The following is a 14,679-nucleotide window of genomic DNA, read 5'->3' on the forward strand; positions in this document are numbered from 1 at the left end:
GCATCTGTGATCACAGACGGCATCGGGAGGAGCCCTGGTTTTGTGCGCCTCTGTTGCGCATTCGCTGGCATCGGCTACACCAGAGCCGGTTCGGCTTCGGGCCGCGCGCACTCCCCGCGCGCCGCGCCGGCGCCTGAGATGGCTTCGACTGCATCATGCAAAATGTTTCGATCCCGGCGGCGCTGATTGCCGGCCTCGTCAGCTTCCTCTCCCCTTGCGTCCTGCCGCTGGTCCCGCCCTACCTGATCTATCTGACGGGCGCGACGATCGAGCATGTCGAAAGCAACGAGCCCGCATCAGTCTCCAAACGCGCGATCATGATGTCGGCGCTCCTGTTCGTGCTCGGCTTCTCCACCGTGTTCGTGGCGCTCGGCGCCAGTGCCTCGCTGATCGGCGGGCTGATCCGCGCCTGGTCGGCCGAACTCTCGATCCTCGCCGGCATCGTCATCATCGTCATGGGCCTGCATTTCCTCGGCCTGACGCGCATCGGCCTGTTGATGCGCGAGGGACGCTTGACCGCGCCCAAGCCCGTCGGCCTCTGGGGTGCTTATGTGATGGGGCTCGCCTTTGCCTTTGGCTGGACGCCCTGCATCGGCCCGATCCTTGCCGCGATCCTCTCGGTCGCCGCGGCCGAGGCGACGGTCACGAAGGGCGCCGGCCTGCTCGCGGTCTATTCGGCCGGCCTCGGCATTCCCTTCCTGATCGCCGCCCTGATGATCGAGCAGTTTTCCACCCTGTTCGCGCGCATGAAGGGCCATCTCGCCAATGTCGAGCGCGCCATGGGCGTCCTGATGGTGATCACCGGCGTCGGCTTCCTCACCGGCGCGGTGTCGAATGTGAGCATCTGGCTGCTTGAGACGTTCCCGGCGTTGCAGACGATCGGTTAGGCCTCCGCCGCAAAGCGCGCCAGCGCCTCGCGGTCGATGTCGATACCGAGGCCTGGACCATTTGGCACCTGCACAATGCCGTTCTTGTGCTCGATCGGTTGTTTGAGGACCGCCTGCCGGATCGGATGCTCGGTGCGGTCGAACTCGAGCATCGGTTCGAGCGGAGCCAGCGAGGTCGGCGTGTGCGACGGCAGCACGGCGAGGAGCTGAAGCGAGGCGGCGATCGCGATGCCGGTGCCCCAGACATGCGGATTGTAGCGGATGCCGAACGCCTCGCTCATGTCCGCGATCTTCTTGCATTCACTCAAACCACCTGCCGCGCAGGTGTCGGGCTGGGCGATGTCAAGCGCGTGCGAGACGAACAGCTCGCGGAAGCCGAAGCGCGTGAATTCGCACTCGCCGCCGGCGACCGGAATCGTGAGCGCGGATTTCACCGCGCGATAGCCCGCGATGTCCTCCGGCGGCACCGGCTCCTCGAACCATCCGATGTCATGGCGCTCGATCAGGCGGCCGAGCCGGATCGCCGCGACCGCGTCATAGGCGTGGTTCGCATCGACCATCAGCGCGACATCGGGGCCGATCGCCTCGCGCACCGCGCGGGTGACCGCGGCATCCTCCGCGATGCCGAAACCGACCTTCAGCTTCACGGCGCGGAATCCTTCGGCGGCATAACCCGCCGCTTCCTCCGCCAGATAGTTCAGCGGATCGCCTGACTTGCGCCGGTAGAGACCGGTCGCATAGGCCGCAACCTGCTTGCGCGCGCCGCCGCCGAGAAGCTGATGCACGGGTACGCCAAAATGCTTGCCCTTGATGTCCCATAGCGCGATGTCGATGCCGCTCATCCCCTGGATCACGACGCCCTTCTGGCCGTGATCCCGCAGGCGCGCGTAGACCATCTGCCACAGCACGTCGGTGCGCGACGGATCCTCGCCGATCAGCCACGGTGCGATACTCTGCACCACCGTCGCCGTCATCCGTGCCGGGCCGTAGCATTCACCCCAGCCGACAAGACCGTTATCGGTCTCGATCTCGACCAGCATCGCGGTGCGCGTGTCGTACCAAGCGCGTGAATACGCAAAGGGCTGCGACAGCTTTGCTTCGAGAATGTGCGTGCGAACCCTAGTGATCTTCATTGCCGGCCTCCGTTCATCGCGCCTCGTCCAGCGCGCAAATCACCGTGCAGACCACGCCCCGGGGCAGGAAGTCGACGGTGGCCTCGCCGCCGAGCTGGTCGCGCGCACTGCGCTCGATCAGGCGCGAGCCGAAGCCGCGCTGCACCGGCGCCGTCACCGGCGGTCCGCCGCTCTCGGTCCAGATCAGGCGCAGCCGCGGCTTCGGCGCCTCGGCAAGGACCTCCCACTCCAGCGCCACCCGTCCGGTCTCGTTGGACAGCGCGCCGTACTTTGCGGCGTTGGTGGCGATCTCGTGCACGATCATCGACAGCACCACGGCGAGCCGCGGCGACAGCGGCACCGCGGGTCCGGCCATGCGGATGCGCTCCGGATTATTCAGCAGGAACGGCTGGAGCGCGCGGGTGATCACGTCCCGCAGCTCGGAGCCCGCCCATTTCTCCTGGCTCAGCAAATTATGCGCCTCGGCCAGCGCGCCGAGCCGGCCCTCGAATTTTGCCCGCTCGTCCCGGCTGGCGCTGCGGAAGGTCTGCACCGCGATCGCCTGCATCAACGCGAGCGTGTTCTTGACGCGATGGTTGAGCTCGTCGATCAGGAGATCGTGCAGCATCTCGCCGCGCGCGATCGTGGTTGCCATCCTGACCGCGAAGGTCAGGCCGGTCAGCAGCAGGATGCCGCCGATAAAACTGGTGATCGCGATGTTGCGCCAGAGCGGAGCGATCAGCGAGCTCTCGGCGACGCCGGCCACGATGGTCCAGCCGGTCAGCCGTGACCTCGTATAGACGGTGGACAACGCAACACCGTCGAGCGAAACCGTCGAGAGTGCGGCTTCCGGCGTGCGCAACATACTTTCGTACAGCGTGCCGGTAGCCCGCTTGCCGAAGATCTCCGTAGGGTTCGGCGTGCGCGCGAACACGATGGCCTTGGTGTCGAGCAGGGAGACCGTCCAATCCCGGTCGGGCCGTTGCTTTTCGACCAGGTCCTGAAAGATGCTGACCGGCGGGCTGAAGCAGAGGTCGTAGATCACTTCGCCGTCGCGGAGCACCGGAACCTCGACCGTAAGCACCTGCCGGCCGTTGATCGCGCCGGTGAACAGGTCGGAATATTGCGGCGATCTGGTCGTAAACACCTTTTCGATGATCTCCAGGTGGCCGCGTGGCGGCAGGCTTGCGGTGTCCTCCGTCGCGGAGGAGAACAGCAGTCGGCCCTTGCGATCGGAGATCAGCACCAGGCCGCCCTTGCCATACTGATCGACGAAGCCGAGGGCGATGCGGCGAAAATTCTGGAAGTCGTCGTCGCGCAGCGAATTCGTCAGCGCAAGCACTTGCAGGCCGCCGGTCATCCGCTGCACCTCGGAGTCCAGCACGAGGCGCATGCTGCGCACGTTCTCCAGCACGCGGCGGGTCGCGTCGTTGCGGTCCTGCTTGTAATTGTAGACGGCAATACCGACCGCGAAGACGATCAGCGGCAACATCGTTCCCGTGACCAGAAGAGCGAGCCGGACCGGCAAAGTGAGCTTTGACAAACGCAGGCGTCCCGGTTCCAGCGCAAGGGAGCGCCGGATTTATGATTTTGGGAGACCATAGGGGCGGGATTTGCGGCGCGCCATAATTTTTCGCGTCCGGACGAGCCGCCCAGGGACAAGATTTTTGCAGCGCAGTCCGCGGCAGCGCCTCAGCTCATGCTGATTGCGGTCAGCAGCAGGCACATGGCGTAGACGGCCGCCAGGCTCAGCCCAGCGATCCGGGCCTCTCGATACGATTTCATAACTTCAACTCCCAGAGAGGGAGGTCGCCTTCAAGGCGGCCCCCCTTACACCTGGATCAATCAATTTCCTGAACGACCGTGCGCGAGCCGGGATCGACGAGCATCACGCGATCGCCGGAGTAGACGTAGCGATACTTGGTCAGCGACGGACCCCAGTCTGCGGGAACGGCCTCGAGCTCGACATCGCTCGGCACGGCCGCGCCGACAACGATCTTTTCCTTCGTCGTCACCGGGCGAATGCGATGCTCGGTGACGTAGGATTTGATCTTGGTTCGGTATTGCGGCTCGATCTGAACCGCCGCCGCGTGGCCGGTCCCGGTCGTCGTCACGACGGTCGATTGCGCGAAAGCGCCGGTCGACATGAGGACCGCCGCGGCGGAAAGCAGGAACAACTTCTTCATCTCGTTCTCCTCGTTTGAATATGCGCCGCAACAACCCCTCATCGCCGACAGCGTTCCCGGCCCAGGGAACTAATTGCCGCTTTTTCCCGTTTGTAGATGACCGGGCTGACCGGCTCGGGCTCTGGAGGAGGACGACAAATGAAGTTGAAAATAGTAACTGCAGCACTGATGCTTGCCGCAATATCCCTGCCGGCGTTCGCGGCCGACGAGTTCTACGTCGTGCAGGACGTCAAGACCAAGAAGTGCACGATCGTCGACAAGAAGCCGACCGACACGTCCATGACAGTCGTCAGCCCGTCAGGCACGATCTACAAGTCGCGCACCGAGGCTGAAACCGGCATGAAGACCGTCAAGGTCTGCACGTCGAACTGAGGAGGATGACAAATGCCAGTTCTGATTCTCTGGGCCGTGCCGGCCGTGCTGGTAATCGGCGGCGGCATCTATCTGATTGGCCATTTGCATTAAACGGGAGTGGAAGGCGAGCGGATCTGTGCGTGCAGCGCACAGGTCCGCACGCCGTCTGTCGCCTGTGGAAAGCCGTCCCCTCGGCCTGCCACGTATCGGCAGGAGCGCAAGTTGCAGTGCAGCAGTTCACGAAAGGGGTGGCCCTGCGACGAAGAGGACCTCCCGCGCACGCGAAATGACTTCCGTCCCGCCGACGTTTTCCATACGCTTCCCTCTCGCAAGCCGCATACCGGCTGCGCTCACGGCCCGGCGACAGGGCCGGAGCATCAAAAGGGAGGGGAGACGATGAAGCGAAGGTCATTTCTCGCGGGGCTCGGCGCGACCACTGCGGCGGCTGCGATTGGCATGCCGTCGATCATCCGGGCGCAGTCGCCGATCACGCTGAACGGCGCGGTCCAGTTCAACGACGACCACGCCTTCAACCGGGCCCTGCTCCGGTTCGAAGAGCTGGTGAAGAAGTACTACGGCAAGCCCGTCAACTTCACGCTGCACAGGAATTCCTCGCTCGGCCTCGAAAAGCAGTATTTCGAGTACATGTCGCAGGGCAAAGCCGTCGATTACGGCATCGTCTCGCCGGCTCACATGTCGACCTTCGCTAAGGCGGCCCCGTTCATCGACGCGCCCTTCGTGTTCAAGGGCATCGAGCACATGAACAAGGTCGTCGAAGCCAATATCCTGGCGCCGATCGCCGACGAAGTCGCGGCCAAGGCCGAGGTCGTTCTGATCGGCTATTCCGGCGGTGGCATCCGCAACATTTTCGCCAACAAGCCGCTCAAGACTCTCGCCGACCTCAAGAGCCTCAAGGTGCGCGTACAGGGCGCGCCGATCTGGTCGAAGACCTTTGCGGCCGTGGGCATGAGCCCGACGGTGATCGCCTATAACGAAATCTACAACGCGATCCAGAACGGCGTGATATCGGCCGGCGAGAACGAGGCGGCCGGCGTCGAGGCGATGAAGTTCTACGAAGTGGCCCCGCATCTCAACCTGACCCAGCACGCCGTGTCGATCCGGCCGATCTGCTTCTCCGTGAAGACGTTGAAGACCCTGCCGAAGGAGTTGCAGGACGCGATCATGAAGGCGGGCAAGGAGGCCGGCGACTATGGCCGACAACTGGAGTCGAGCGAGGAGGTCGTCAAGCTCGACACGCTGGAGAAGGCCGGCAAGCTCAAGCGCGTTCCCTTCGAGGAGCGGGACGCCATGAAGAAGCTCGCCGACCCCGTGATGGCCACCTACGCCAAGGAAATCGGCGCGGAAGGCATTTTCGAGAAGATCAACGTCGTCTGAGAACTGTCGCCGCCCACGCGACAGGACGTCGGGGCAAGCCGGACGGCTTGCCCCATTGCGTGATTGTGATCCCCGGAGTCGTAATGACCGAAATATCGATGCCACCGAACCCGTCGCTATGGCGCCGAGCAACGGCGGCCTATGCAAAACTGCTGGAAATCCTGCTCGCCGCCTCTGTCGGCCTTCTGGTCATTCCCGTCACGTTGCAGATCATCTCGCGCTACACGCCCTTGATTCCGTCCTACATCTGGACCGAGGAAATGGCACGGTTCATGTTCATCTGGACGATCATGATCGGTGCCATGGTCGGCATCAGAGAGTCGCAGCATTTTGAAGTCGACGTCTGGCCTGACCTGTCACGCCGAAGCGAAGCCCTGGTGCGGATCCTCGCGCGGCTCGGCGTGCTGGCGCTGGCGGTGGTGTTCGTATCCGCCGGCATCGAGTTCACCCGCTTTGCCTGGAACAGAACTTCGGAACTGGCCGATCTGCCGCTTTGGCTGATCCACGTCGCCTGGCCGGTTGCCGGCGTGACCTGGATCGTGTTCGCCGGTGAACAGATTATCGACGAGATGCGGATTCTGGTTGGGGCAGATCAATGAGCGGCAATATTCTTTCTGCCGGACAGGCCGCGATGGTCCTGTTCGGGACTTTCGTTGGTCTGCTCATCATACGCGTGCCGGTCGCCTTCGCGCTTGGCCTTGCCTGCGTGCCGATCCTGCTGATCGAGCCGCATCTGTCGCTGATGACGCTCGCCCAGGAAACCTTTAACGCCTACAATTCGTTCATCCTGCTGGCGGTGCCGTTCTTCCTGCTCACCGCCAATTTGATGAGCATCGGCGGCATCACCGACCGGCTGGTGGCGCTGTCCCGCTCGATGGTCGGGCACTGGCCGGGGTCGCTGGCGCAGATCAACGTCGTGCTGTCGGTGTTCTTTGCCGGCATCTCCGGCTCCTCCACCGCGGACGCGGCGAGCCAGTCCAAGATCTTCATCGATGCCCAGACCAAGGAGGGCTACGACCTCTCGTTCTCCATCGCGATCACCGCGGTCTCGGCCGTGCTCGCGGTCATCATCCCGCCCTCGATCCTGATGATCGTGTGGGGTGGACTGATCTCGACCTCGATCGCCGCGATGTATCTCGCGGGCATCGTGCCGGGATTGCTGATCGCCGGAGCGCAGATGGCGACAGTGCATATCTATGCCGTGCGACGAGGTTACCCGACCTATCCGAAGGACACCTGGAGGGAGATGTGCTGCGCCATCTGGCGCTCGATACCGGCGCTGCTGACGCCGTTCATCATTGTCGGCGGCATTCTGCTGGGGTGGTTCACCGCGACCGAATCCGCCTGCGTCGCGGTGCTTTATTCCGTAGCGCTATCGACATTCTTTTACCGTGAAACCGGCGCGCGCGAACTCTACAAGGCTTTGCTCGACACCGGCCGTCTCGCGGGCGTCGCGCTGTTCTGCGTGGGCACCGCCAGCGCGTTCGGCTGGCTGCTGGCTTATTACAGGATCCCGCAGGAGCTGCTGGCCAACGTCTCGACCTGGGGCATGGGCGCGATCGGGGCCGGCTTCTTCATCGCGTTCTGCTTTCTGGTGGTGGGCTGCTTCCTCGACGCCATTCCGGCGATCATCATCGTCGGCACCGTTCTCGAACCGCTGGCGAAATCGGTGGACCTTCATCCGGTGCAGTTTGCGATCATCTCGATCGTCTCGCTCGCCTTCGGATTGGTGACGCCGCCTTATGGCTTGTGCTTGATGATCGCCTGTTCGATCGCAGGGGTGCGGCTGCGCTATGCGCTGAAGGACACGGTGATCATGCTGATCCCCATGCTGCTCGTGCTGGCGGCGCTCATCATTTGGCCCAGCGTTTCCTTGTTCCTGCCGCGCTTGATCGTGCCGGAGATGTTGAAATGAGCGAAGCTTGATCCCGCGGATCTGATGCCGCGGGATCGGTGCATTTTTCTCAGAGATTGCTCTCGGTGATCGCAGCGTAGACCATGCTGCGCAGCTCGCGCCGGAGCGGGTAGGCGCTGGATGGCAGCACCTGCGTCATGAAGATGGTGATCAGCTCTTCGGCCGGGTCGATCCAGAACGACGTCGTGGCCGCGCCGCCCCAATTGTATTCACCGGGGCTGCCGGCGACCAGGGTCTCGGCCGGGCGCATGGTCACGGCGAAGCCGAGGCCGAAGCCGATGCCGTTGTAGGCGGCTTCCGCAAACAGCGAGCGCGACACTTCCGGCAGCGAGCGTCCACCCGGAATGTGGTTGGCCGTCATCAGTGCCAGCGTCTTCGGCCCGATCAGCCTGACGCCGCCGAGCTCGCCGCCGTTGAGCAGCGCACGGCAGAAGGTGAGATAGTCGGCCGTCGTCGAGCACAGCCCGCCGCCGCCCGAAATCAAGGACGGCGGCGACAGGAACGAGCTCTTGGTTGGATCATCCTGCAGGGTCAGGCCCTCGCGGCGCTGGCCGGCATGGAAGGTCATGCCGCCACCCGGGTCGGCCGAGTAACAGGCAGCGAACCGGTGGGCCTTGGAAGCCGGCACGTGGAAATCAGTGTCGGTCATGCCGAGTGGATCGAGAATGCGTTGTTTCAGGAACTGCTCGAAGGGAATCCCGGAGATCTTGCCGACGAGGTAGCCGAGCACGTCGGTCGAGACCGAGTAATTCCAGGCCTCGCCCGGTGAGAACTCCAGCGGGATTTTTGCAAGGCTCTCGATCATGGTCTGGAGCGTGCCGGATTTCTCGACCTCGCCGATCTTTTCAGCGCGATAGGCGGCATCGACGTTCGAGCGCTGCTGGAAGCCGTAGGTGAGGCCGGAGGTGTGGCGCAGGAGGTCGACGATCAGCATCGGCCGCGACGGCGGCCGGGTCAGGAAGGAAGGCGCAGTGCCGGCGACGAACACGCCTAGATCCTTCCATTCCGGAATGTACTTGGCGACCGGCTCATCGATCGCGACGAGGCCTTGCTCGACCAGCATCATGAAGGCGACGCTGGTGAGCGGCTTGGTCATGGAATAGATGCGATAGATCGTGTCGTCCTTGACGGGCAGCTTGCGCTCGACGTCGGCAAAACCCTGCACCGTACTGTGGGCGATCTTGCCACGGCGATAGACCAGGAGATGCGTGCCCGGGAAGCGGCCGGCATCGATGTACCGGCTCTTCAGATGCGCATCGACACGGTCGAGCGCGGCCTTGGACATGCCCACGGATTCGGGCGAGGCGGGGGTGGGGGCGAGCATCAGTTCCTCCGAGCAGTTTTGTCCGGCGTTGATAGCCGAAAAGGCGGTCTCATTCCAAGCCGGTCGCGCTTAACGCCGGCCGGCTGTTTGGTGTAAGCTTCACTTTGGAACGCCTCCAAGCAGCCCAAAAGATCCCCAACGGGCCAATGAGAAAACGCAGGCAAACGCACCATGACCCAGTTCAACGAGACCGAACTCACCGAAGCCGTCGTCCGGAGCTTTGACCAGACGCCTGACCCGCGCGCGAAATTCCTGCTCCAGGAATTGGTGAAGTCGCTGCACGATTACGTGAGCAAGACCGGCCTCACCTTCGCGGAATGGGAATACGCCATCGATTTCCTGACCCGCACCGGCCAGAAATGCACGGACACCCGGCAGGAATTCATCCTCCTGTCCGACGTGCTCGGCGTCTCCATGCTGGTCGACGCGGTCAACCATCGCGAGCGCGAGGGCGCCACCCAGACCACCGTGCTCGGGCCGTTCTATGTCGGCGAGCACAAGGTGACGGCGCACGGCACCGACATCTCTCCGAACAATCAAACCGGCGAACGGATGTTCGTGCAGAGCCGTGTCACCGATCTCAAGGGCAAGCCGCTCGCGAATGTCCCCGTCGACGTCTGGCACGCTGACGATGACGGCTTCTACGACTCGCAGAAGCCAAACTATGACGAGGTCGGCGCCTCGGCGCGGGCGCGCTTCATCACCGATAGCGATGGCCGCTTCTTCTTCCGCACCATCCTGCCGTGCAGCTATCCGATCCCGACCGACGGCCCGGTCGGCGAGATGATCGTGCAGACCAACCGCCACCCGATGCGCCCGGCGCATGTGCACTTCCTGGTCAATGCCAAGGGGTACGAGCCGCTGATCACCCATGTTTTCATGGACGGCGACAAATACCTGGATTCCGACGTGGTGTTCGGCGTGAAGGACGACCTGGTCGCCAAGGTCGAGCCGCGCAACGATGCGGCGATGCCCGACGGCACTAAGGCGAACGGGCAGTGGCACCTGATGAGCTACGAATTCCACCTCAAGCCGGGCGGCGGCATGGCGCCGAAGCCGCTGGGGACGAAGGCGGAGGAGCACGCCTGACCGTCAGGCGCGAGCAGCGCGCGCCGCCCTCTCATCTCCCGATAAAGGCCGCCAGCTCGTCAGGCGTCCCCATCGGAAAGGCTTCTTTCATGAAGTCGAGGAAGGCGGAGACGCGCGCGCTCAACAGCCGGCGCGATGGATAGAGCGTCCACAACGCGATCTCTGGTCCGTCGATGTCGCCCCAATGCACCAGCGTGCCGGCAGCCAGGTCGTGACTGACCAGTGATACTGGAAGGCGTGCGGCGCCGACGCCCGCCCGGACCGCATCGCGGACCATGACGAGCGATGACAGGCGAAGGACCGGATCAATCGCGATGCGCGATTGTCCACTTGGCACCGTGACTTCCCAGCTGGTCAGCTGGTCGCCCGGTCCGCGCATGACTGCCGGCGCAGCGATACCGTCCCGCGGTCGTTTCAGGTTCGGGCTCGCCACCACCACCAGCCGATCGCGCAGAAAGATTCGTCCGACAAGGCTGTCATCCGGATCGGGATTGACCCGAATGACGAGGTCATACCCTTCCTCCACCATGTCGACGGAGCGATCTTCCGTCGTGACCTCGAGACGGACCTCCGGGTATCTGAGCGCGAACCCGGCCGCGAGATTTCCCATCGCAGTCTGCGAGAACAGCATAGGCGCGCTGATCCGCAAGCGCCCCCGCGGCCTGTCCCCACCCGACGCGATCGCTGTCGCCGTCTCGTCGAGCTCGGTGAGCAAGGCTCCCGTCCGCTCGTAAAGGGCGCGTCCTTCCTGCGTGAGTTTCAGGGTGCGCGCTCCCCGTTCGAACAGGCGCAGGTCGAGCGCGGCTTCCAGCTCCGCGACCCGCCGGGACAGGGTGGCTTTCGGGCGGCCGGCGGCCCGTGCCGCCCGGCCGAACCCGCCGTGCCGGGCGACGAGATTGAAGTCGGCGAGTGCGAGCAGGTCCATTGTTCCACCAGTGAGACAGTCTGTTCAGATATAGCGGCTATCTGTTCTTTTGTGGATCACTAATTTCCCGAGTGTCTTCTGACCCAACCCGGAGTGATCCCCATGACCATCCTCGTTACCGGTGCAACCGGCACCATCGGCCGCCATGTCGTCGAACAGCTCGTCAAGCGCGGTGCCGATGTCCGTGCTCTCGCCCGCGAACCTGCCAAGGCAAACCTCCCGGCAGGCGTCACAGTCGTGCAGGGCGACCTGCTCGACGTCGACTCGATCCGTAGCGCATTCAAGGGCGTCTCGACCCTGTTCCTGCTCAACGCAGTGGTGCCGGATGAATTCACGCAGGCACTGATCGCGCTCAACGTGGCCCGCGAGGCGGGCGTCGAGCGGGTCGTCTACCTCTCGGTGATCCACAGCGATCGCTACGTGAACGTCCCGCACTTTGCCGGCAAGTTCGGCGTCGAGCGGATGATCGAGCAGATGGGCTTCAACGCTACCATCCTGCGCCCGGCGTACTTCATGAACAACGACGTCACGATCAAGGACGTGGTGACCGGATACGGCATCTACCCGATGCCGATCGGGAGCAAGGGGCTCGCCATGATCGATGCACGCGACATCGGCGAGATCGCGGCCATCGAGCTGATCCGTCGTGAGCGCGCCGCAACCCCGCTTCCGCTCACGCGCATCAATCTCGTCGGTCCAGATGCGCTGACCGGCGCGAAAGCCGCCGCCGTCTGGTCGGAGGTGCTGGGCCGCGCGATCGCCTATCCCGGTGACGATACCGCCGGCTTCGAGAAGAACCTAAGGCAGTTCATGCCGAGCTGGATGGCTTTCGACATGCGGTTGATGAGCGAGCGTTTCCTCACCGAGGGAATGGTCCCCGAGTCCGGCGACGTCGAGCGGTTGACCGCGCTGTTGGGCCGTCCGCTGCGCTCCTATCGCGACTTCGTCTCCGAGATCACGGCCACTGCCTGACGGCATGGGCACGTCCCCATCACGACAACAAGGACTCCTATCATGACCTCTTCAATCGCCACTGTTCCGGTGAATCCGGAAGGCGCAACGAAGATACTGGTGCTTGGAGCGACCGGTGCCACCGGTCGCCTGATCGTCAACCAGGCGGTGGCGCGGGGCTACGAAGTCACCGTGCTGGCGCGTTCCGCCGACAAGGCAAGTGACATCACGGGGGCGAAGCTCATCGTTGGAGATGCCCGCGATGAAGCAGCCCTGCGCGAAGCCCTCAAAGGCCGTGACGCCGTGGTCAGCGCGCTGGGTACACCGGTAAGCCCGTTCCGCGAGGTGACGCTTCTCTCGACCGCGACGCGCGCGCTCGTGAGCGCGATGAAGGCCGAGCAGGTCTCTCGGCTGGTTTGCATCACGGGGATGGGCGCCGGCGACAGTGCCGGGCACGGCGGCTTTATCGCCGACAATGTGATCTTTCCGCTTCTCCTGAAGAAGGTGTACGCCGACAAGAACCGACAGGAAGCGATCGTCAGCGATAGCGGGCTGGACTGGGTCCTGGTTCGCCCCTCGATCCTGAACAACAAGCCCGGCCGCGGCTCGGTCCGGGCCCTGACGGATCTTTCGGGCTTCCATGGCGGCAGCATTGCGCGCGAAGACGTTGCGACATTCGTGCTGGATCAAGTGTGCGCCGATACCTGGCTGCATCGGTCTCCGCTGATCACGTGGTGATACTTTGCATGGCGACACCCCTGATCAGCGCGCGTGCAACATCGCAAGCAGGACCACGACGACGCAGGCGAGCGCCGCCGTGGTCAATTTCCAGAACATCAGCGGGCTGCGCTCCAAGAGCGGCGTGATCCGCGTGTCGAGATAGGCCGGATTGGGTGTGCGAAGCTCGAACACGAATTCGGACAGATCCTCGTGCCGCTTGTAGGGGTCCGGATGGAGCGCACGTCTGAGCGCGCCGTCGACCCAGGCAGGCACGTTGCTGTCGTCGTCGGCCGGGCGGTATTTGAGCCTCCGCACGTCCGCCTTGCGCCGGATCCTGGCGATTTGGGTGCCATAGGGAAGCTTTCCCGTCAGCATCTGGTAACAGATCACGGCGAGTGAAAACATGTCGGAGCGCGGCGAGCCGCCCTGCCCAAGAAAATATTCCGGCGCCGTGTACTGGACCGTTCCCAGAATTTCGTCTGCCTCGTCCTGTGGCGCGGCCTCCGCGACGCCTGCCACCTTCACCGATCCGAAGTCGATGATCTTCGCGGTGCCGGTCTTGTCGATCAGGATGTTGTCGGGCCTGAGGTCCTGATGCAGCATTTCCATGCGGTGGAAGGCGCGCAATCCCGCGGCGATTTGCTCGACCAGTCCGCGGACGGTTTCGAGATCGGGGCGTGGATTGTCCGTCATCCATTGCCGCAAGGTCTGACCTTCGACGAATTCAGTCGCGACGTAGAGGTAGCTGCGCCGTTTCGACTGCGACAACGGCTTCAGCACGTGCGGGCTATCGATCCGGCGCGCGATCCACTCTTCCATCAGGAAGCGCTTCAGGTAGGCGGCATTGTCGCGCAGATCGATCGACGGAAGCTTCAGCGCGACCGGCTCCTCGGTCACCGCGTCGACGGCAAGGTAGATGTGGCTGCGGCTGCTGGCGTGGATTTCGCGGACGATCCTGTAGCCGTCGAAGATGGCCCGCGGCTCCGGCAGCGGGGGAAGCGGCAGCTGGGAGGTCTGGTTGAATATTCCAGCCGGCTCACGCTGCGGCACCGCATCGACGCGGAGGATCTGGACCGTGATGTTGTCGTCGCTGCCGCGCCGATAGGCTTCCTCGACGATCGCCTTCGCCGCTCCGTCGAGCTCGGCTGCATGCTCGCTGAGCGCGCTGGTGACGAAACGCGCGTCGACGAATTCATAGGCGCCGTCGGTCGCCAGCAGGAACGTGTCGCCAGTCTCGATCTCGAAACTCTGATAGTCGATCTCGAGCTGCGGATTGATGCCGAGCGCACGGCCGAGATAGGTCTGTTCCGAGGACACGATGATCCGGTGATCGTCGGTCAGCTGCTCGAGCGCCTTGCCCGCTACGCGGTAGACGCGACAGTCGCCGACGTGGAAGATGTGCGCGGTGGTCGCCTTGATGACCATGGCGCTCAGCGTGCAGACATAACCCTTGTCGCGGTCATAGGCATATTGGCTCTTGCGCGTCTGCGCGTGGAGCCAGGAATTGGTCGCGTCCAGCACGCGGCGGGCGGAGGTCTTCACCGTCCAGGATTCCGACGTGCAGTAATAGTCCATCAGGAAGCTCTTGACCGCCGACTCGCTGGCGATCTGGCTCACCGTGCTGCTGGAGATGCCGTCGGCGAGGACGGCCGCAATACCCTTCAGGCTGAGCATCGGCTCGTCCGGAACGAGGACGCCGTGAAAATCCTGATTGATGGGCTTGCGACCCTTGTCGGAATGCTGGCCGACCGAGATCTGAAGTCCGCGGGTCATCGTCATCACCGGCAAAGGGGAGCCTCACCCTGATCGGGCGAGGCTCTC

General features: G+C 63.6%; 14 protein-coding genes. 8 read left to right on the forward strand and 6 right to left on the reverse strand.

What is annotated here, in order from left to right:
* The first annotated feature begins 155 nt into the window (after positions 1-155).
* Complete coding sequence (locus IVB41_RS00485) at positions 156-887, forward strand: cytochrome c biogenesis CcdA family protein (protein WP_247425817.1); 732 nt, start codon at positions 156-158, stop codon at positions 885-887.
* Here IVB41_RS00485 and IVB41_RS00490 read toward each other — a convergent pair.
* The 3 genes from IVB41_RS00490 to IVB41_RS00500 all read right to left on the reverse strand — a co-directional run bounded on the left by IVB41_RS00490 (position 884) and on the right by IVB41_RS00500 (position 4,185).
* On the reverse strand, positions 884-2,020 hold the full coding sequence (locus tag IVB41_RS00490; protein WP_247425819.1) for a mandelate racemase/muconate lactonizing enzyme family protein: 1,137 nt from the start codon (positions 2,018-2,020) through the stop codon (positions 884-886). The two genes, IVB41_RS00485 and IVB41_RS00490, sit on opposite strands and share 4 nt — an antisense overlap.
* A 13-nt stretch (positions 2,021-2,033) precedes the next feature.
* A complete protein-coding gene (locus IVB41_RS00495; protein WP_247426171.1) occupies positions 2,034-3,491 on the reverse strand; it encodes a sensor histidine kinase in 1,458 nt (485 codons plus the stop codon).
* A gap of 349 nt (positions 3,492-3,840) precedes the next feature.
* Positions 3,841-4,185 (reverse strand): DUF1236 domain-containing protein, encoded by a 345-nt coding sequence (locus tag IVB41_RS00500; RefSeq protein ID WP_027568825.1) that lies wholly within the window; start codon positions 4,183-4,185, stop codon positions 3,841-3,843.
* A gap of 138 nt (positions 4,186-4,323) precedes the next feature.
* On the opposite strand from IVB41_RS00500, the gene IVB41_RS00505 reads away from it, so the two are divergent.
* The 4 genes from IVB41_RS00505 (at position 4,324) to IVB41_RS00520 (ending at position 7,849) form a co-directional block, all read left to right on the forward strand.
* Positions 4,324-4,557, forward strand: a complete 234-nt coding sequence (locus IVB41_RS00505) for a hypothetical protein (protein ID WP_247360044.1) — start codon at positions 4,324-4,326, stop codon at positions 4,555-4,557.
* A 378-nt stretch (positions 4,558-4,935) separates the two neighbouring features.
* The gene (locus IVB41_RS00510) at positions 4,936-5,934 is read left to right on the forward strand and encodes a TRAP transporter substrate-binding protein (protein WP_247288498.1); all 999 of its coding nucleotides are present in this window, start codon (positions 4,936-4,938) and stop codon (positions 5,932-5,934) included.
* An 83-nt stretch (positions 5,935-6,017) separates the two neighbouring features.
* Entirely contained in the window at positions 6,018-6,533 is a 516-nt protein-coding gene (locus tag IVB41_RS00515) for a TRAP transporter small permease (RefSeq protein WP_247425821.1), read from the forward strand.
* Positions 6,530-7,849 (forward strand): TRAP transporter large permease, encoded by a 1,320-nt coding sequence (locus tag IVB41_RS00520; RefSeq protein WP_085362262.1) that lies wholly within the window; start codon positions 6,530-6,532, stop codon positions 7,847-7,849. The genes IVB41_RS00515 and IVB41_RS00520 overlap by 4 nt, the downstream gene beginning before the upstream one ends.
* A 49-nt stretch (positions 7,850-7,898) precedes the next feature.
* Here the strand turns inward: IVB41_RS00520 and IVB41_RS00525 are convergent, their stop codons facing one another.
* Complete coding sequence (locus tag IVB41_RS00525; protein ID WP_247425823.1) at positions 7,899-9,173, reverse strand: serine hydrolase; 1,275 nt, start codon at positions 9,171-9,173, stop codon at positions 7,899-7,901.
* Positions 9,174-9,344: 171 nt separating this feature from the next.
* On the opposite strand from IVB41_RS00525, the gene IVB41_RS00530 reads away from it, so the two are divergent.
* Positions 9,345-10,262, forward strand: coding sequence for an intradiol ring-cleavage dioxygenase (locus IVB41_RS00530; protein WP_247360040.1), 918 nt, complete (start codon positions 9,345-9,347; stop codon positions 10,260-10,262).
* Positions 10,263-10,293: 31 nt separating this feature from the next.
* Here the strand turns inward: IVB41_RS00530 and IVB41_RS00535 are convergent, their stop codons facing one another.
* A complete protein-coding gene (locus tag IVB41_RS00535) occupies positions 10,294-11,187 on the reverse strand; it encodes a LysR family transcriptional regulator (protein ID WP_247425825.1) in 894 nt (297 codons plus the stop codon).
* A 102-nt stretch (positions 11,188-11,289) separates the two neighbouring features.
* Here IVB41_RS00535 and IVB41_RS00540 point away from each other — a divergent pair, with 102 nt between their 5' ends.
* The gene (locus IVB41_RS00540) at positions 11,290-12,159 is read left to right on the forward strand and encodes an SDR family oxidoreductase (protein WP_247425828.1); all 870 of its coding nucleotides are present in this window, start codon (positions 11,290-11,292) and stop codon (positions 12,157-12,159) included.
* Between the two features lie 42 nt (positions 12,160-12,201).
* Positions 12,202-12,876 (forward strand): NAD(P)-dependent oxidoreductase, encoded by a 675-nt coding sequence (locus IVB41_RS00545; protein ID WP_247425830.1) that lies wholly within the window; start codon positions 12,202-12,204, stop codon positions 12,874-12,876.
* A gap of 24 nt (positions 12,877-12,900) precedes the next feature.
* On the opposite strand, the gene IVB41_RS00550 is transcribed toward IVB41_RS00545, so the two are convergent.
* Positions 12,901-14,637 (reverse strand): bifunctional protein-serine/threonine kinase/phosphatase, encoded by a 1,737-nt coding sequence (locus tag IVB41_RS00550; RefSeq protein WP_247425832.1) that lies wholly within the window; start codon positions 14,635-14,637, stop codon positions 12,901-12,903.
* Between the last annotated feature and the right edge of the window lie 42 nt (positions 14,638-14,679).

It is taken from the genome of Bradyrhizobium sp. 44, assembly GCF_023073095.1.
Lineage (GTDB): Bacteria > Pseudomonadota > Alphaproteobacteria > Rhizobiales > Xanthobacteraceae > Bradyrhizobium.

Coding starts and splice junctions, on each gene's coding strand:
- IVB41_RS00485 (WP_247425817.1), top strand. CDS start 156: ATGCAAAATGTTTCGATCCCGGCGGCGCTGATTGCCGGCCTCGTCAGC.
- IVB41_RS00490 (WP_247425819.1), bottom strand. CDS start 2,020: ATGAAGATCACTAGGGTTCGCACGCACATTCTCGAAGCAAAGCTGTCG.
- IVB41_RS00495 (WP_247426171.1), bottom strand. CDS start 3,491: ATGTTGCCGCTGATCGTCTTCGCGGTCGGTATTGCCGTCTACAATTAC.
- IVB41_RS00500 (WP_027568825.1), bottom strand. CDS start 4,185: ATGAAGAAGTTGTTCCTGCTTTCCGCCGCGGCGGTCCTCATGTCGACC.
- IVB41_RS00505 (WP_247360044.1), top strand. CDS start 4,324: ATGAAGTTGAAAATAGTAACTGCAGCACTGATGCTTGCCGCAATATCC.
- IVB41_RS00510 (WP_247288498.1), top strand. CDS start 4,936: ATGAAGCGAAGGTCATTTCTCGCGGGGCTCGGCGCGACCACTGCGGCG.
- IVB41_RS00515 (WP_247425821.1), top strand. CDS start 6,018: ATGACCGAAATATCGATGCCACCGAACCCGTCGCTATGGCGCCGAGCA.
- IVB41_RS00520 (WP_085362262.1), top strand. CDS start 6,530: ATGAGCGGCAATATTCTTTCTGCCGGACAGGCCGCGATGGTCCTGTTC.
- IVB41_RS00525 (WP_247425823.1), bottom strand. CDS start 9,173: ATGCTCGCCCCCACCCCCGCCTCGCCCGAATCCGTGGGCATGTCCAAG.
- IVB41_RS00530 (WP_247360040.1), top strand. CDS start 9,345: ATGACCCAGTTCAACGAGACCGAACTCACCGAAGCCGTCGTCCGGAGC.
- IVB41_RS00535 (WP_247425825.1), bottom strand. CDS start 11,187: ATGGACCTGCTCGCACTCGCCGACTTCAATCTCGTCGCCCGGCACGGC.
- IVB41_RS00540 (WP_247425828.1), top strand. CDS start 11,290: ATGACCATCCTCGTTACCGGTGCAACCGGCACCATCGGCCGCCATGTC.
- IVB41_RS00545 (WP_247425830.1), top strand. CDS start 12,202: ATGACCTCTTCAATCGCCACTGTTCCGGTGAATCCGGAAGGCGCAACG.
- IVB41_RS00550 (WP_247425832.1), bottom strand. CDS start 14,637: ATGACGATGACCCGCGGACTTCAGATCTCGGTCGGCCAGCATTCCGAC.